Origin of the sequence: Chryseobacterium sp. C-71 (assembly GCF_020911865.1) — a bacterium.
In the GTDB taxonomy this organism is placed as follows: Bacteria; Bacteroidota; Bacteroidia; order Flavobacteriales; family Weeksellaceae; genus Chryseobacterium.
Genome location: NZ_CP087131.1, coordinates 1647192 through 1662817 on the forward strand (window position 1 = coordinate 1647192; position 15626 = coordinate 1662817).

Genomic DNA, 15626 nt, shown 5'->3' on the forward strand with positions numbered 1-15626 from the left:
TTATTTTTTAGGATTTATTTTTAATTTATTCATGATCATTGCAGAAACGATCAACAACGATAGCGGAATCAATGAAAGATAAAACGCCTGCTGTCCGCTGAATTCCTGAAACACAAAACCGGTTATGACAGAACCTACCGTACCTCCGATGGCTGAGAAAACGACTATTAAACCTGCCATTGCACTGTGCAGATATTTCGGAATTGATGCTAAAATTACAGAGTTGATACTCGGATAAATCGGTGCCAACAATCCGCCCATTAATGGAAATAAATACACGACGAGCGGAGCATTGAACCAATTGGTATTTGTGGTTATATGAATGTTATGGGTTAATGGTAAAACCAACAGGATACTTATTGCGAAGCCGACTACACAGAAAGAAACCACATAAATCCAGCTGAATTTCTTAGAGAAAAACCCTGATAAAAATCTTCCCAATGCAAAAGCTCCTGCCAAAACCGCTCCCGCCTGAATAGACATCGAGGTCGGAACTTTTAAAATTTCTTTATAAAAAGTCGGAGTCCAGGTCTGGAAACTCTGCTCTACCAAAACAAAAAGGAAAGCACACAGCAAAAAGAACAGTACTTTTTTGTAACTGAATAAGCTGATGCTGTTTTTTAAATCTCCCAACAAATCTGTTTTCTCGCTTTTCGCTTCCGTTTCATTCAGTTTTGTGAAGAATAAAAACAAAAAAGACAATGTAGAAAGTCCACCCAAAACCCAATATACTTTAAGCCAATGAGTAGATTTGGGATTAAGATCATCGATAAACAGACTGAATAAAACATTCCCTACCAAAACGCCAATCATGAAAAACCCTTCCAGATAACCCATAAAGCTTGAGTGTTCTTTATCTGTATTTGTCACCAATCCGATGGAAGTGAAAACCGAAATTTTAATTAAAGCAAAAGAAATCCCGACAATGGTAAACAATAATTTGAAAAACCAGAAGTCATTAGCAAATGGCATTACAAAACACATGCAGCTTACCAAAAACAATGCGATTAACATTGATTTTTTAATTCCGATTTTTGGTAAAAAAGATGCTAAAATAAATGAGCAAATCGCAATCGGTAAATCTTTAAAACCTTCCAAAACACTTGCAGAAGATTTTGAAATTCCGAAATTTTGCTGCATTTGTAAAATCACCGTTCCTACCGAATTCAAAAGAATTGCAAAAACGAAATAGTTTAAAAATAGAACCGCCTTGATGTTGAAATTTTTCATTAATTAATTTCTTGGTGGCTAAGATAGAAGCATTTTGGTTAACGTTAATTTAACATAGTAAATGAATATTTGAACTATATTAATATAATTATTATTTTAGACAACAAAATACCATTAATTAAATGAAAGTTACATTTGAACGAGTAATCCCCGATGAAAAGAGTTCTTTTCGCACGATTCACAACAACTCACCGATCTCAGAATTCAAATGGGAATATCATTATCACCCCGAAATTGAGCTCGTGTGCGTAATTTCCGGGAGCGGAACAAGGCACGTTGGTTATCATAAAAGCAATTATACGAGAGGAGATTTGGTATTAATTGGTTCAAATATTCCACATTCAGGATTTGGTTTAAATTCAATTGATCCGCATGAAGAAATTGTTCTACAATTCAGACAGGAAATTCTGCAGTTTCCGGAACAGGAAGTGGAAGCAAGATCTATTAAAGATTTATTGGAGCTTTCGAAATACGGTATAAAATTTCACAGAAAGATCAAAAAATTAATGATTCCAAAACTAAGACTGATGCTTGAATCTGAAGGTTATAAAAGATATTTACTGTTGTTGGAAATCCTTTTTGAGCTTTCAAAATCTAAAGATTACGAGCTTTTGAATAACGAAATTATGCCCTATACCATCATTTCAAAAAACAAAACAAGACTGGAAAATATTTTCACATTTGTAGAACACAACTACGACAAAGAAATTAATATTGAAGATGTCGCAAAACTGGCAAATCTTACGCTTCCGGCGTTCTGTAATTTCTTTAAAAAAGCAACCCAAATCACGTTTACAGAATTCGTGAATCGGTATCGCATTAACAAAGCATGCCTGTTGATGGCGCAGGATAAAAGCATTTCAGAATGCAGTTACAGTTGCGGCTTTAACAATGTAACTTACTTCAATAGAATGTTTAAAAAATATACAGAAAAAACACCTTCAGAGTTTATGAAGAATTTCTCGCACAATAAAGTCAATGTAGATTTGAAGATTGAAGCTGAGGTTAAGGCTAGTTTTTAAAAATAAATTCATTTTATGGAAAGCCGTAAGGTAAAAAAAATTACTTAAGTTATTTTCGTGAAAAATAATTTATTAACAATCTTAATTACAAAATTATGGCAATTAAAATTACATGCATTAACAAAGACAACGGACATCACGAAAATCCAAACTTAGCAATTACACATTTAGGTTGGATTAATGAACAAACGAGAGAAACAGGAAAAAATACTCGTTTAGAAATATACAGCTGGATTAAGGATAAAAATGGGGATGCTTATGTTACAGATGCTTATGGAAATAGAGCTAAAGTTATTACTGCAGAAACCTATAGTGGTACCAAATATTTAAAAACAGAAGCAGATAACTCAACAAAAAATAATTTATTATCGCTTCCTGAATGTAAATAAAATGATCACTTGCTATTAAATTAAAAAAGCTGTTCTTATTATAGAACAGCTTTATATATTTTTGAAGTTACAAACCATCAACTGACAACCAACAACCAAAATTTATTTCCACTTTATATTACATCCCATACTTGGACGTTGAATTTCTTCCTGTGGCTCGCCAATCAAAAGGTTTTCAAAAGCAATAATCAAATCTTCACCAGTCACTTCTTTATGATTTCCAGGTCTTGAATCATCCATCTGTCCTCTGTAAATAAGATCTAATTTATCATCAAAGAAAAAGAAATCTGGAGTACAGGCTGCATCATAAGCTTTCGCAATAGCTTGGCTTTCGTCATATAAGTAAGGAAAATCAAATTTTCTTTCAATCTGGAATTCAATCATTTTTTCCGGAGAATCTGCAGGATATTTTTCTACGTCGTTTGAACTAATCGCAATAAATTCAATTCCTGCTTCATTATAATCTTCGTACAGTTCTGTCAGCTTATCGATAACGTGAAGCACAAACGGACAATGGTTACACATAAAAATTACCAATGTACCTTTTTCACCTTTCAAATCATCTAATGACTGTACTTCATTGCTTTTTGAAGGATTCGGAAGTTCAAAAAATGGGGCTTTTGTGCCTAATGCCAACATATTTGAGGGAGTATTCATATCTTTTTATTTGTCCACAAAGATAAGATTTCTTTTAGTTGTTGCTAAAACAATAATTTAATTGAGTTAGGCTATTTCATTTATTAATTTTTACAATAATTAAAATATAACTTACTCCAACGCCCATTCTGTCAGCAAACGGCAATTATAAAAGTTCTTCAAAGTATTTTGTTAGAAGTTAAATGTCAAAAATTATTTGGTTGGTATGGTTAAATGTTTGTAGTTTTGCTAACACTGTTAGTAAAATAAAAATCATGGGTTTACATGAACGTCGTCAAAGAGAAAAAGAATCTATCCGCGCAAATATTTTGCAGGCTGCATTTACTTTGGCTAAAACTGACGGTTGGGGCTCACTTTCTATTCGAAAAATAGCTGATGCAATTGAGTACAGTGCTCCTGTAGTTTACGATCACTTTGAAAACAAGGAAGCGATTTTGTATGAAATATCAATCAATGGTTTTCATTGCTTACAAATAGAATTAATAAAAGCTCAGAAAAAGCACGAAACTCCAGAGGATCAACTTACCGCAATTGTAGATGCTTATTGGAATTTCGCTTTTAAGAATAAAGAATATTACCAATTGATGTTCGGTCTCGGAATGCAATGCAGCGGAAAAGGTTTGATGAAAGAAGAATTTTCGTCTTTCCAGGATATGTTGTATGACTGTACTTTTGAAATTATAAAGAAGAAAGGTTCAAATGAGAACAATGCTTGTCACTCTTCTCATGCTCTGTTTTCAGCAGTTCACGGATTGATCTCAATTATGATGATGAGAAACGATGACATTCCTTCAACGATGAATAAAACAACTTTAGACGAAACGGTTTCGGCCTTTATTAAATCATTGTAAATTTTTTTTGAACCAAAAATTAACACCGTTAGGAAAAGTAACACGGAATAATTAACATTATTTAATTATTATAAATTAAAAAAGAAAATCTATTAAAATGAAACATAACTTCTTTACATTATTTCTGGCAATTTTTTTCCCTTATCATTAACACTGTTAAGAAAAATAACACCAAAAACCTCCTTTATATTTAAAATCAACATTAAAAACTGTAACTATGGAAATAGCAAAATAATCTGCCACTCAAATCATGTTATTTTTTTGCTTTGTTAATTAACACCGTTAGAAAATATAACATAATTTAAAATTAAAACAACATTACATAATCTAACACTTCATTAAAAAAATAAAACTTAAAATGAAAACAACCGCAAAAGCAAAATTAATCATACTTATATCGAGTATCATTTTTTTACAAAGTTGTACAAAAGCGGCAGAAGGCAATAATGCTGCTCCACCCGCTCCAGAATTACCCGTATTTACCGTTACTACGTCACCCGCAACTATTTACCAAGAATTCCCAACTGCATTGGAAGGAAAAAACAATGTGGAAATAAGATCGCAGGTTGACGGATATTTAGATAAAATTTATGTAGAAGAAGGTGCTTATGTAAGAGCCGGACAAGCTTTATTCAAAATAGATTCAAGAGCTTACGGAGAGCAGATGAATATGGCAAACGCCAATCTACAGGTTGCCAACGCCAACATTCAGAAAGCTAAAGTGGAAGTTGACAGACTTCAGCCATTGGTTGCTGCAAAAGTAGTTTCTGATGTACAACTGAGAACTGCAAAAGCAAATTATGCAGCAGCTGTTGCAGCAGGTTCACAGGCAAAAGCTTCAGTCGGTGGAGCAAAAATCAACGTAGGATTCACAACCATTACTGCACCAGTAAGCGGTTACATCGGAAGAATTCCTTACAAAAAAGGAAGTTTGATTTCAAGAACAGATGCCAATCCGTTGACCATGTTATCAGACATCAGCGAAATTTATGCATATTTCTCTTTAAGCGAATTGGATTTTATTGGTTTTCAGAAAAAATATCCGGGAGCAACCTTAAACGAAAAACTTAAAAACATGCCGATGGTAGATTTAGTTATTGCCGACAACACCACCTATCCTGAAAAAGGTAAGATGAGCATTGTTGACGGACAGTTTGATAAAACCACAGGTGCAATCAGTGTTCGTGCAGTATTCCCAAATGCAAACGGAGCTTTGAGAACAGGAAATACAGGTAGAGTTCGTATGCCACAATTGTTTGCCAACACACTTGTTATTCCGCAAGAATCAACTTTTGAAATACAGGATAAAACTTATGTATATGTTGTTGGAAAAGATAAAAAAGTAACCAGCAAACCAATAACAATTTCTGGGAAAACAGACAGTTACTACTTTATTTCTGAGGGACTTGCCGCAGGTGACAAAATCGTTTATACAGGAATCGGAGCGTTGAAAGATGGGGTGACCATTCAGCCAAAAGCGATTTCTTCTGACAGTCTTTTAAGAGCAAGACCTTTGTAAAAAGCGTTTAAATTTTAACCACAAAAGTCAGAGAAGATTTTTAAACACTTTAGAAATCTTTAGTTAAAATATTTATGAAGAATAAGAACACTTAAGTTTTTAAAAAAATCTTTGATTTTTCATCTCAAGTCTACTTTATGTTTTCAATTTATACAACTAAAAAAAACTTAAGTGTTTTAAAAAACTGCTCTTTAAAAGTTTAAATAACATTAAAAAATAAACTTCTTATGTTAAAAAAATTCATAGATAGACCGGTACTTTCTACGGTTATCTCCATTATATTATTGCTGTTGGGAGCGATGTCGGTTTTCAACCTTCCGATTACGCTGTTTCCCGATATTGCACCACCGAGCGTACAGGTGACGGCATTTTATCCGGGAGCGAATGCTGAAGTTGTTGCCCGCTCCGTTGCTGTTCCTATTGAGGAAGCCGTGAATGGTGTTGAGAACATGACGTACATGACCTCCAATTCAAGTAATGACGGATCCATGACTTTGAGCGTATTTTTCAAACAAGGTTCAGATCCTGATAATGCTGCGGTAAACGTTCAAAACCGTGTTTCGAAAGCGATGAGCCAGCTTCCGCAGGAGGTTGTACAGGCGGGAATTTCGACGCAGAAAGTTCAGAACAGTATGATTATGTTTATGGGATTATCAAGTGACGACCCAAAACAATATGACGAACTTTTCTTACAGAATTATTTGAAAATCAACGTAATTCCGCAAATACAGCGTATTCCTGGAGTTGCTCAGGCGCAGGTTTTCGGAACGAGAGATTATTCGATGAGACTTTGGTTGAAACCAGACCGTTTAGCTGCCAACAATCTTTCTCCACAGGAAGTTTTAGCAGCAGTAAAAGACCATAATCTTGAAGCTGCACCGGGACGTTTGGGACAAGGAAGCAAGGAAACTTACGAGTATATTTTAAAATATAAAGGTAAATTAAACAAAAATGCAGACTACGAAAACATTGCCATCAAATCGAATAGTGACGGTTCGTTTTTAAGATTAAAAGATGTTGCAAGAGTAGAATTCGGTTCTTACACGTACACCGCAGCCAACAGAATGGATGGGAAACCTGTAGCAGGATTTGCAATTTTGCAAACTGCAGGTTCTAATGCAAATGAAATTTTAACTGATATTGAAAAGCAGGTTGAGCAAATGAAAACTACTCTTCCAAAGGGAGTTGAACCAATCATCATGTACAATTCCAAAGACTTTTTGGATGCGTCGATTCATCAGGTTGTTGAGACATTAGTGATTGCATTTATTTTGGTATTTATTGTAGTGTATATTTTCCTTCAGGATTTCAGATCTACATTAATTCCTGCGATTGCAGTTCCGGTAGCAATTATCGGTACATTCTTTTTCCTTCAGATGTTTGGTTTCAGTATCAATATGTTGACATTGTTTGCCTTGGTACTCGCCATCGGAATTGTGGTGGATGATGCAATTGTCGTCGTGGAAGCTGTCCATTCTAAAATGGAACAGACAGGAATGCCAGTCGAACAGGCAACTACCAACTCAATGAGTGAAATTTCCGGGGCAATTATCTCTATTACATTGGTAATGTGTGCGGTGTTTATTCCGGTTGGTTTCATGCAGGGTCCAGCGGGAGTTTTCTACAGACAGTTTGCTTTTACTTTGATGATTGCGATTATGATTTCAGCAGTTAATGCTTTGACATTAAGTCCTGCTTTATGTGCATTATTATTAAATGATCCTCAGGGAGAACATGGCGATCACGGTCAGAAAAAAGGTTTTGGAGCGAAGTTTTTCAATGCTTTCAACAAGAGCTTCAACAAAATGACCAGAAAATATATTTACAGCCTTAAATTTTTAATTAAAAATAAATGGGTTGCCGTTACAGGTTTAGCATTGATCACAGCCGCAAGTGTTTTCTTAATTAATAAAGCTCCTACAGGATTTATTCCAACAGAAGATCAGGGATTTGTTTTATACGCAGTGAATACGCCTCCGGGAAGTTCATTAGACAGAACGCACAGAGCCACTGAACAAATTGATAAAATCATCAACGGTGAAAAAGCCAAAAACCACCTTTGGGTTGCCGATGGAATGAACTTTATCAGTAATTCTAACGCTTCTCCTTATGCCGCAGGTTTTATTAAACTGAAAGACTTTGAAGATCGTGGTGAAGTGAAAGATCCCGATCAGATTGCTGCGGGCTTGACAGGAAAAGTAGCACAAGTAAAAGATGCCAACGCATTTTTCTTCAACTTCCCTACCGTACAAGGTTTTGGTAACGTTTCAGGATTTGAATTTATGTTGCAGGATAAAACCAACGGTTCTTTTGAACAATTGGGAACAACCACTCAAACATTTATAGGAGAATTAATGAAACGTCCTGAAATTGCTTTTGCTTTTACAACGTACGCAGCAGGAAATCCTCAATACACGATTGATGTTGATACAGATAAAGCTAATCAATTGGGAGTTTCTGTAACTGAATTAATGCAGACGATGCAGATTTATTACGGAAGTAGTTTCGTTTCAGATTTCAACAGATTCGGGAAATATTACAGAGTGATGGCTCAGGCAGACATTCCTTACAGAACTGATGCGAATTCTATGGAAGGAATTTATGTTAAAAATAAAACTGGCGAAATGGTTCCTGTAAAAACTTTGGTGACATTAAAAAGAACTTTCGGACCAGAAACAGTTTCAAGAAACAACTTATTCAACGCCGTGACCATCAACGGAACTCCAAAACCTGGTTACAGTACCGGAGATGCCATCAAAGCAGTAGAAGAAGTTGCCCAAAAATCACTTCCTCGTGGATACGGTTATGAATGGACAGGAATTACCCGTGAAGAAATCAAAACCGGTGGACAGACTGCTTTTGTATTTATGTTAAGTATTTTGTTCGTGTATTTCCTATTGGCAGCTCAGTATGAAAGTTATATTCTTCCTTTTGCGGTTATTTTAACCATTCCTACAGGGATTTTTGGAGTATTTGCTTTCACAGGATTGGCAGGAATTGACAACAATATTTACGTTCAGGTTGGTTTAATCATGCTCGTCGGATTGTTGGCGAAAAATGCGATTCTGATTGTAGAGTTTGCCGTTCAGCGAAGAAAAGCTGGAAAAACATTGATTGAATCTGCTCTTCAGGCTTCAAGATTACGTTTAAGACCAATCCTGATGACTTCATTTGCCTTCATCATCGGTATGCTTCCATTAGTTTGGACTCAAGGTGCAGCTGCAAAAGGAAATCACTCTATAGGAATCAGCACCGTTGGTGGAATGTTTACAGGAGTTGTCTTCGGGATTTTCATTATTCCGGTGATGTACGTGATATTCCAGTATTTACATGAAAAAATGCCAAGCAGAAAGAATAAAAGACTTCAAAAACAAAAATTGGAGGAGGAACTTTTAGCAACAGCACATTAATAATAAATGATTAACAAAACTTTGAGATCTGAAATTCGCAAAAATTTTTCTTCAAATTTAATTTTAAAGAATTTCTGAACCATTAAGATTTTGTTTAAGAAGTTAAGAATATGAAGATGAGCTTCGCTTGAAGCACGATTCTTAAAAAATCTATTGATTTTTCTTAACCTAACTTAACTTCTTAATTGTTCTTAATGGTTCAAATTAAGCAAAATATTTTCTCCTACTAAAGACAACTTTGCTTATCACTCAAAGTTTTGTGATCAATTTAAATATATAGACTTATGAAAAGAGTAAAAAATATAATCATCGCTTTTGGGATTGCATTGGGTGCAGTTTCTTGTGTGCCAAAATTGGCATATCAGGAAACGAAACCTGAACTTCCCGAAACATTCAAATATACCGCAACAGCCGATACCGCAAGTGTAGCCAATTTGGAGTTGAAACAATTTTTCAATGATCCCATTTTACAGGATTTAATCGAAAAAGGAATTAAAAATAATTACGACTTACAAATTGCCTTAAAACAGGTCGCTTCTTCACAGGAAAAACTGAAACAGGCAAAATATCTTCAATATCCTGATGTTGGTTTCGGAGTTTCGGCACAGATTTCAAAACCTTCTAAGAACAGCATGAATGGGCAAAGCTTAAATTTATTTTTAGGTCAAAGTCACGTTGAAGATTATAATGCAGCATTCAATTTATCTTGGGAAGCTGATATTTGGGGCAAAATCAAAAATCAGCAGGAAGTTTCAAAAATGCAGTATCTGCAGACTTACGAAGCGACAAAAGCCATTCAGACACAAGTTGTTGCGGCGATTGCTCAGGGTTATTATAACTTATTGATGCTCGATAAACAATTGCAGATTGCAAAATCAAATTTAGATTTAAGCACCAATACCCTGTCTCTGACAGAAAAACTGTGGCAAAGTGGCGATACGACTTCATTAGGAGTTCAGCAGGCAACCGCTCAAAAACAATCGACAGAACTTTTGATCACTCAACTGGAGCAAAATATTGCCATTCAGGAAAATGCTTTAAGTATTTTGGTCGGTGAAAATCCGAACAAAGTCAACAGAACGATTGAAATGTCTGACACTTCTTTACCACAGGATATTTCTGCGGGACTTCCGGCAGCAATGGTGAGCCGTCGTCCAGATGTTCGTCAACAGGAATTGGTTTTATTGGAATCTAATTCACTGGTGGGAATTGCTCAGGCAAACATGTATCCTGCATTAAAAATCACCGCAAATGGCGGAGTCAATTCATTTAAAGTTGATAATTGGTTTTCAATTCCGGCTTCACTATTCGGTTCTGTTTTAGGAGGATTAACACAACCTATTTTCCAGAAAAGACAGTTGAAAACAGATTTAAATGTTGCTAAAATTCAAAGGGAGAAAAACGTTTTGGCGTTCCGTCAATCTGTTTTGAATGCAGTTGGTGAAGTTTCTGATGCGTTAGTTTCTAATGAAAGTTTAAAAGTTCAGGAACAAAAAGCAAGCGAACAGGTAACAACGTTGAAAAACGGAATCAAAAGTGCCGAAATGTTGTACAAAGGCGGAATGGCCAATTACTTGGAAGTGATTACCGCTCAGGGAAATTCTTTACAGGCTGAACTTAATCTTGCGTCCGTAAAAAGACAGAGATTAAGCAGTATTGTGGATTTATACCGAGCTTTAGGTGGCGGATGGAAGTAGTAAATTAATTATATTGTTTGAAGTGCGGTCTTTCGGGATCGCATTTTTTTTGTTTAAACATTTTTGAAACATTAAGGATTATTTAAGGAGTTAAGAAATATTAAGTTGAGCTTCGCTTTTAGTTTCAATGCTTTTCAAAATCTATTTGATATTTTCTTAATTCAACTTAACTTCTTAATAAAAATCTTAATTGTTCAAATTTAAACGCAAAGTCTTATTTAAGGTATGCGTAATTTTTAAGGAGCAAAGATTGGAATCAATAAAATTGATTCTGACGAAGCTGTTGCATTAGGCGACATTGTCGCTATTCTTTGATCCTTAAAAATGATACAGTTTTTAGATAAAACTTTGCGTTTAAAAAAAATTAATTTTGAATTTGCTCAATGATATATTCAATCAACCCACTAAAATCTCTTTCAGAATATCCAACCTGTATATAATGAATATTCTCTTCCTTCCTATACCAAGTCAACTGTCGTTTTGCAAATCTTCTTGAGTTTTTCTTGATTTCAGAAACCGCAAAATCCAGATCCCATTCTCCGTCAAAATATTTAAAAAGTTCTGAATAACCAACTGTATTGAGTGAAGCTAGATTCCTTCCTTCCTGAGATTTTCTCAATTCGTCAAGACTTTTAGCCTCATCAAGCAAACCGTTTTCCATCATTTTATCAACACGCAGATTGATTCTGTCATAAACGATTTCCCTTTGTGCCTCAATGCCGATTCTTACTGTTTTGAAATTTCTCGGTGTAGTACTTTCAGAAATATTTTCAGAATATGTTTTCCCGGTTTGCCAGATAATATCGATTGCCCTCAAAAGCCTTCTCTGATTATGAATATCCACATTTTCATAATATTCAGGATCCAAATCTTTCAGCATTTCCTGAAGTTTTTCGATTCCCTCAGTTTTCCAGATAGCCTCCAGCTTTTCCTGATTTTTTTCGTTGGCTTCAGGCAAATCATTTAATCCTTCAATTACCGCTTTTTCATACATCATACTTCCGCCGACCATAATGACGATGTCGTATTTTTCGAAAAGCTGGTCTAATAATTCCAAAGAATCATGCTCAAACTGACCGATCGAATAATAATCTTTTACAGAAAGCTGACCGATAAAATGATGTTTTGCCTGTGAAAGCTCGTCTTCCGAAGGTGCGGCAGTTCCTATTTTCATTTCGCTAAAAAACTGTCGGGAATCACAGGAAATAATTTCTGTATTAAATCGTTTAGCAAGTTCTATAGCTAGTTTTGTTTTGCCAATTCCGGTAGTGCCTACAACAGAGATTAAAGTTTTATTTTTCACTCTGCTAATTTACGAAAATGAGTTAGTTTTCTTAGTACAGTATTTGCTGGAAGATGGATGCTGGGAGATGGAAGTTTAAAATTTAATTATTTACAATATTCTGCCAACAGACAAAAATATGAATATTCATTAAATAGCACAAGCATTGTTATCTTCCCGCTTCCAGCTTCCCGACATTTTACTTTAGCAAAACTATAGAGTTAAATGTTTATCTTTGTACGACAATAAAAAAGTATGATTTTATCAATGACCGGCTTCGGTAGAGCCGAAGGTGTTTTTGAAGGGAAAAAAATTTCGATCGATATTAAATCACTGAACAGCAAGAGCTTTGATTTGAATATCAAGATTCCTTTACGTTACAAAGAAAAAGAATTTGAAGTAAGAAAAATTCTGAACGATAGAATCATCCGCGGAAAGGTAGATTGCTATATCAATATCGAGAATCTTGAAGAAACCAATGATGTGAAAATCAACAGAAGTTTAATCGATTCTTACATGAATGAGCTTAAAAATATCGCTTCTGACGGACCGGATTTCGAATACCTGAAAATGGCGGTAAGACTTCCGGATGCTATCACTTCAAGACCGGACGAATTAACGGAAGGTGAATGGGAATCTTTGGCGAAAATTGTAAATAACGCAGTTGATAAATTTCAGGAATTCAGAAAAACGGAAGGAAAAATTCTTCACGAAGAATTAGAACGAAACATTAGAAATATCGATAAATCTTTGGCAGAGGTAGTTCCTTACGAGCAAGTAAGAATTGATGCGGTGAAAGAACGTTACATGAAAACTTTAAAAGAGTTTGAGAACGTTGATGAAACTCGTTTCTATCAGGAAATGGCTTATTTTACAGAAAAATTAGACATTCAGGAAGAAAAAGTTAGACTTTCCCAGCATTTAAAATATTATTCTGAAGTGATGGAAAATGAAGATTTTAATGGAAAAAAACTTGGTTTTATTTCACAGGAAATCGGAAGAGAAATCAATACTTTAGGATCAAAAGCCAATCACGCAGAAATTCAGAAATTGGTGGTGATGATGAAAGATGATTTGGAGAAAATTAAAGAACAAACGTTAAACGTTTTGTAAAAAGATAAAAGAGCCAAGTTAAAAGTAAAAAGTTGAATAAAAATCAATTATAATTTATCTCTTATTATTTATGAATAAGGTCATCATATTTTCAGCGCCGTCGGGAAGTGGAAAAACGACATTGGTAAAACATTCTCTGGAAGCAATTCCGGAACTGGAATTTTCCATTTCATGCACAACGAGACAGCCGAGAGGAAGTGAAATTCATGCGATTGATTATCACTTTATTTCGCCTGACGAATTCAGACAGAAAATTTCTGAAGAGGCTTTTGTGGAATTTGAGGAAGTGTACACCGATAAATATTACGGAACTTTAAAATCTGAAGTAGAAAAGATCTGGAATCAGGGAAAAGTTGTTATTTTTGATGTAGACGTAAAAGGCGGAATTTCATTAAAAAAATATTTTGGCGAAAAAGCATTATCCATTTTCATAGAACCACCTTCGATTGCTGAATTGGAACGAAGATTGAATTCAAGAGGAACGGATGATGCCGAAACCATAAAAACCCGTGTAGAAAAAGCCGAAGAAGAGCTTACCTATGCGATAGAATTTGACGAAATCGTGATCAACAACGATTTGAATCAGGCAAAAATAGAAATAGAAAGTTTAATAAAAAGTTTTATCGGAAAATAAAGATTGGAAGTTGGAAGCGGGATGATGGAAGTTTGATTCGTTAAAAAATCAAATTTAATCACTACTAACTTCTTATTTCTTACCTTTAATTTTGATAACAAAAACATAGCTCAACATGAGTACCGAAACATTAGAAAAAGCTAAATCTACACTTCCTGTAAAAGGATTTTTAGATTTGAAAGATATCGCAATTCCTCAAGGAGAAGATTTGGTAAAAGCCATTCTCCAACTGAAAGAAGAAAAAAATGCCGTAATTCTGGCGCATTATTATCAACCGGGAGAAATTCAGGATATTGCTGATTTCCTTGGAGATTCTCTTCAACTAGCAAGACAGGCAAAAGACACGGATGCTGACATGATTGTATTCTGTGGAGTACATTTTATGGCAGAAGCTGCAAAAATTCTGAACCCAACGAAGAAAGTAGTTCTTCCCGATACAATGGCAGGTTGCTCTTTGGCAGACGGATGTTCAGGTGAAGGTTTGAGAAAAATGCGTGAGCAGCATCCGAACGCTTTGATTGCAACGTATATCAACTGTAACGCAGAAACCAAAGCAGAAAGTGACATCATCGTAACCAGTTCAAACGCTGAAACGGTGATTGAAGCTTTACCTACAAACAGACCTATTATTTTCGCTCCGGATAAAAACTTAGGAAGATATTTATCTCAAAAAACGGGTCGTGATATGATTCTTTGGGATGGAAGCTGCATCGTTCATGAAGCTTTTTCAATGGAGAGAATTGCAAAACAGTTGGCAAAAAATCCAGATGCAAAACTGATCGCTCACCCTGAAAGTGAGGAAGCAGTTTTAAAACTGGCTCACTTCATCGGTTCGACTTCTGCACTTTTAAATTTTGTGGAAAAAGACGACTGCCAAAAATTTATTATTGCTACTGAGGAAGGAATTCTTCACGAAATGAGAAAACGTGCACCACACAAAGAACTGATTCCTGCTTTGGTTTTTGACGAAAGCTGTAACTGCTCAGAATGTTTTTACATGAAGAGAAATACAATGGAAAAATTGTATCTGTGTATGAAATATGAACTTCCTGAAATTCTTATCGACGAAGAACTTCGACTTAGAGCACTAAAGCCCATTGAAGCAATGCTTGATCTTTCGAAAAGTATTAAATAAATTTACAATTATTCTTTGAGGGTTTTAATTTTTATATAAATAATTCATTATATTTGGAATACAAAAATATCTATAATGAAAAAATTAAAAAAATTAAACCGAACTAGCTTAAAAAACATTAACGGTAGTGGCGGACCTAATTTCATCTGCAATTTGACGTGTGAAACCTTTGAAGAATGCATCATAGGATGTTATGGTCCGGTATGTGTCCCCAAAGGAGAATATATTCCAGGAAATTGCTAAAACACTAAGTACTCATAACGAGTACTTTTTTATTTAAATATATCTACAATCTATGTCAAAAATATTCTTAGAAGACGTAAAAATCTACGCTTACCACGGCGTTCTTCCCGAAGAAAACATCATCGGAACGTATTATATTTTAAATGCAGAAATCCATACCGATTTGTGGGATGCAGCAGTTTCTGATGATTTGAATGATACAATAAGTTATGCGGATATAAATGAGATCATTCATGACGAGATGAAGATTAAATCTAAATTACTTGAACATGTTGCAGGAAGAATTATTACCAAAATCAACGAGAAATTTAATCAGATTTCTTACATCAAATTAAGAATTACCAAAACCAGTCCGCCCATGAAAGGTGAAATGAAAGGCGCAAGTATTGAGCTGGAAAAAAGTTTTTTATTAGGCGGAATTACGGAAATTGAGTAATTTTCAGT

Annotated in this window: 14 protein-coding genes; 11 read left to right on the top strand and 3 right to left on the bottom strand. The window is 34.9% G+C overall.

What is annotated here, in order from left to right; translation table 11 throughout:
• Positions 1-1230 (bottom strand): sugar MFS transporter, encoded by a 1230-nt coding sequence (locus LNP04_RS07450; RefSeq protein WP_229985897.1) that lies wholly within the window; start codon positions 1228-1230, stop codon positions 1-3.
• Between the two features lie 122 nt (positions 1231-1352).
• Between LNP04_RS07450 and LNP04_RS07455 the strand changes: the two genes are divergently transcribed.
• Together LNP04_RS07455 and LNP04_RS07460 are read left to right on the top strand one after the other, a co-directional pair.
• Positions 1353-2252: an AraC family transcriptional regulator gene (locus LNP04_RS07455; protein WP_229985898.1), complete on the top strand. Its 900-nt coding sequence runs from the start codon at positions 1353-1355 to the stop codon at positions 2250-2252.
• A 95-nt stretch (positions 2253-2347) separates the two neighbouring features.
• A complete protein-coding gene (locus LNP04_RS07460; protein ID WP_229985899.1) occupies positions 2348-2641 on the top strand; it encodes a DUF3892 domain-containing protein in 294 nt (97 codons plus the stop codon).
• A 102-nt stretch (positions 2642-2743) separates the two neighbouring features.
• Here LNP04_RS07460 and LNP04_RS07465 read toward each other — a convergent pair whose 3' ends face one another.
• Positions 2744-3298: a thioredoxin family protein gene (locus LNP04_RS07465; RefSeq protein WP_229985900.1), complete on the bottom strand. Its 555-nt coding sequence runs from the start codon at positions 3296-3298 to the stop codon at positions 2744-2746.
• A 254-nt stretch (positions 3299-3552) separates the two neighbouring features.
• Here LNP04_RS07465 and LNP04_RS07470 point away from each other — a divergent pair, with 254 nt between their 5' ends.
• The 4 genes from LNP04_RS07470 (at position 3553) to LNP04_RS07485 (ending at position 10775) form a co-directional block, all read left to right on the top strand.
• Entirely contained in the window at positions 3553-4149 is a 597-nt protein-coding gene (locus tag LNP04_RS07470; protein WP_229985901.1) for a TetR/AcrR family transcriptional regulator, read from the top strand.
• Positions 4150-4507: 358 nt separating this feature from the next.
• Positions 4508-5668 (top strand): efflux RND transporter periplasmic adaptor subunit, encoded by a 1161-nt coding sequence (locus tag LNP04_RS07475; RefSeq protein ID WP_229985902.1) that lies wholly within the window; start codon positions 4508-4510, stop codon positions 5666-5668.
• 227 nt (positions 5669-5895) lie between these two features.
• A complete protein-coding gene (locus LNP04_RS07480) occupies positions 5896-9078 on the top strand; it encodes an efflux RND transporter permease subunit (RefSeq protein ID WP_229985903.1) in 3183 nt (1060 codons plus the stop codon).
• A gap of 284 nt (positions 9079-9362) precedes the next feature.
• Entirely contained in the window at positions 9363-10775 is a 1413-nt protein-coding gene (locus LNP04_RS07485) for an efflux transporter outer membrane subunit (RefSeq protein WP_229985904.1), read from the top strand.
• Between the two features lie 364 nt (positions 10776-11139).
• Here LNP04_RS07485 and miaA read toward each other — a convergent pair whose 3' ends face one another.
• On the bottom strand, positions 11140-12078 hold the full coding sequence (miaA, locus tag LNP04_RS07490; RefSeq protein ID WP_229985905.1) for a tRNA (adenosine(37)-N6)-dimethylallyltransferase MiaA: 939 nt from the start codon (positions 12076-12078) through the stop codon (positions 11140-11142).
• Positions 12079-12312: 234 nt separating this feature from the next.
• Between miaA and LNP04_RS07495 the strand changes: the two genes are divergently transcribed.
• The 5 genes from LNP04_RS07495 (at position 12313) to folB (ending at position 15618) form a co-directional block, all read left to right on the top strand.
• Complete coding sequence (locus tag LNP04_RS07495) at positions 12313-13170, top strand: YicC family protein (RefSeq protein WP_229985906.1); 858 nt, start codon at positions 12313-12315, stop codon at positions 13168-13170.
• A gap of 70 nt (positions 13171-13240) precedes the next feature.
• A complete protein-coding gene (gene gmk, locus LNP04_RS07500) occupies positions 13241-13804 on the top strand; it encodes a guanylate kinase (protein ID WP_229985907.1) in 564 nt (187 codons plus the stop codon).
• A 115-nt stretch (positions 13805-13919) separates the two neighbouring features.
• Entirely contained in the window at positions 13920-14939 is a 1020-nt protein-coding gene (gene nadA, locus LNP04_RS07505) for a quinolinate synthase NadA (protein WP_229985908.1), read from the top strand.
• Between the two features lie 75 nt (positions 14940-15014).
• Positions 15015-15182: a bacteriocin-like protein gene (locus tag LNP04_RS19570; RefSeq protein ID WP_407928648.1), complete on the top strand. Its 168-nt coding sequence runs from the start codon at positions 15015-15017 to the stop codon at positions 15180-15182.
• Between the two features lie 52 nt (positions 15183-15234).
• Positions 15235-15618: a dihydroneopterin aldolase gene (folB, locus tag LNP04_RS07510; protein ID WP_229985909.1), complete on the top strand. Its 384-nt coding sequence runs from the start codon at positions 15235-15237 to the stop codon at positions 15616-15618.
• The last annotated feature ends 8 nt before the right edge of the window (positions 15619-15626 follow it).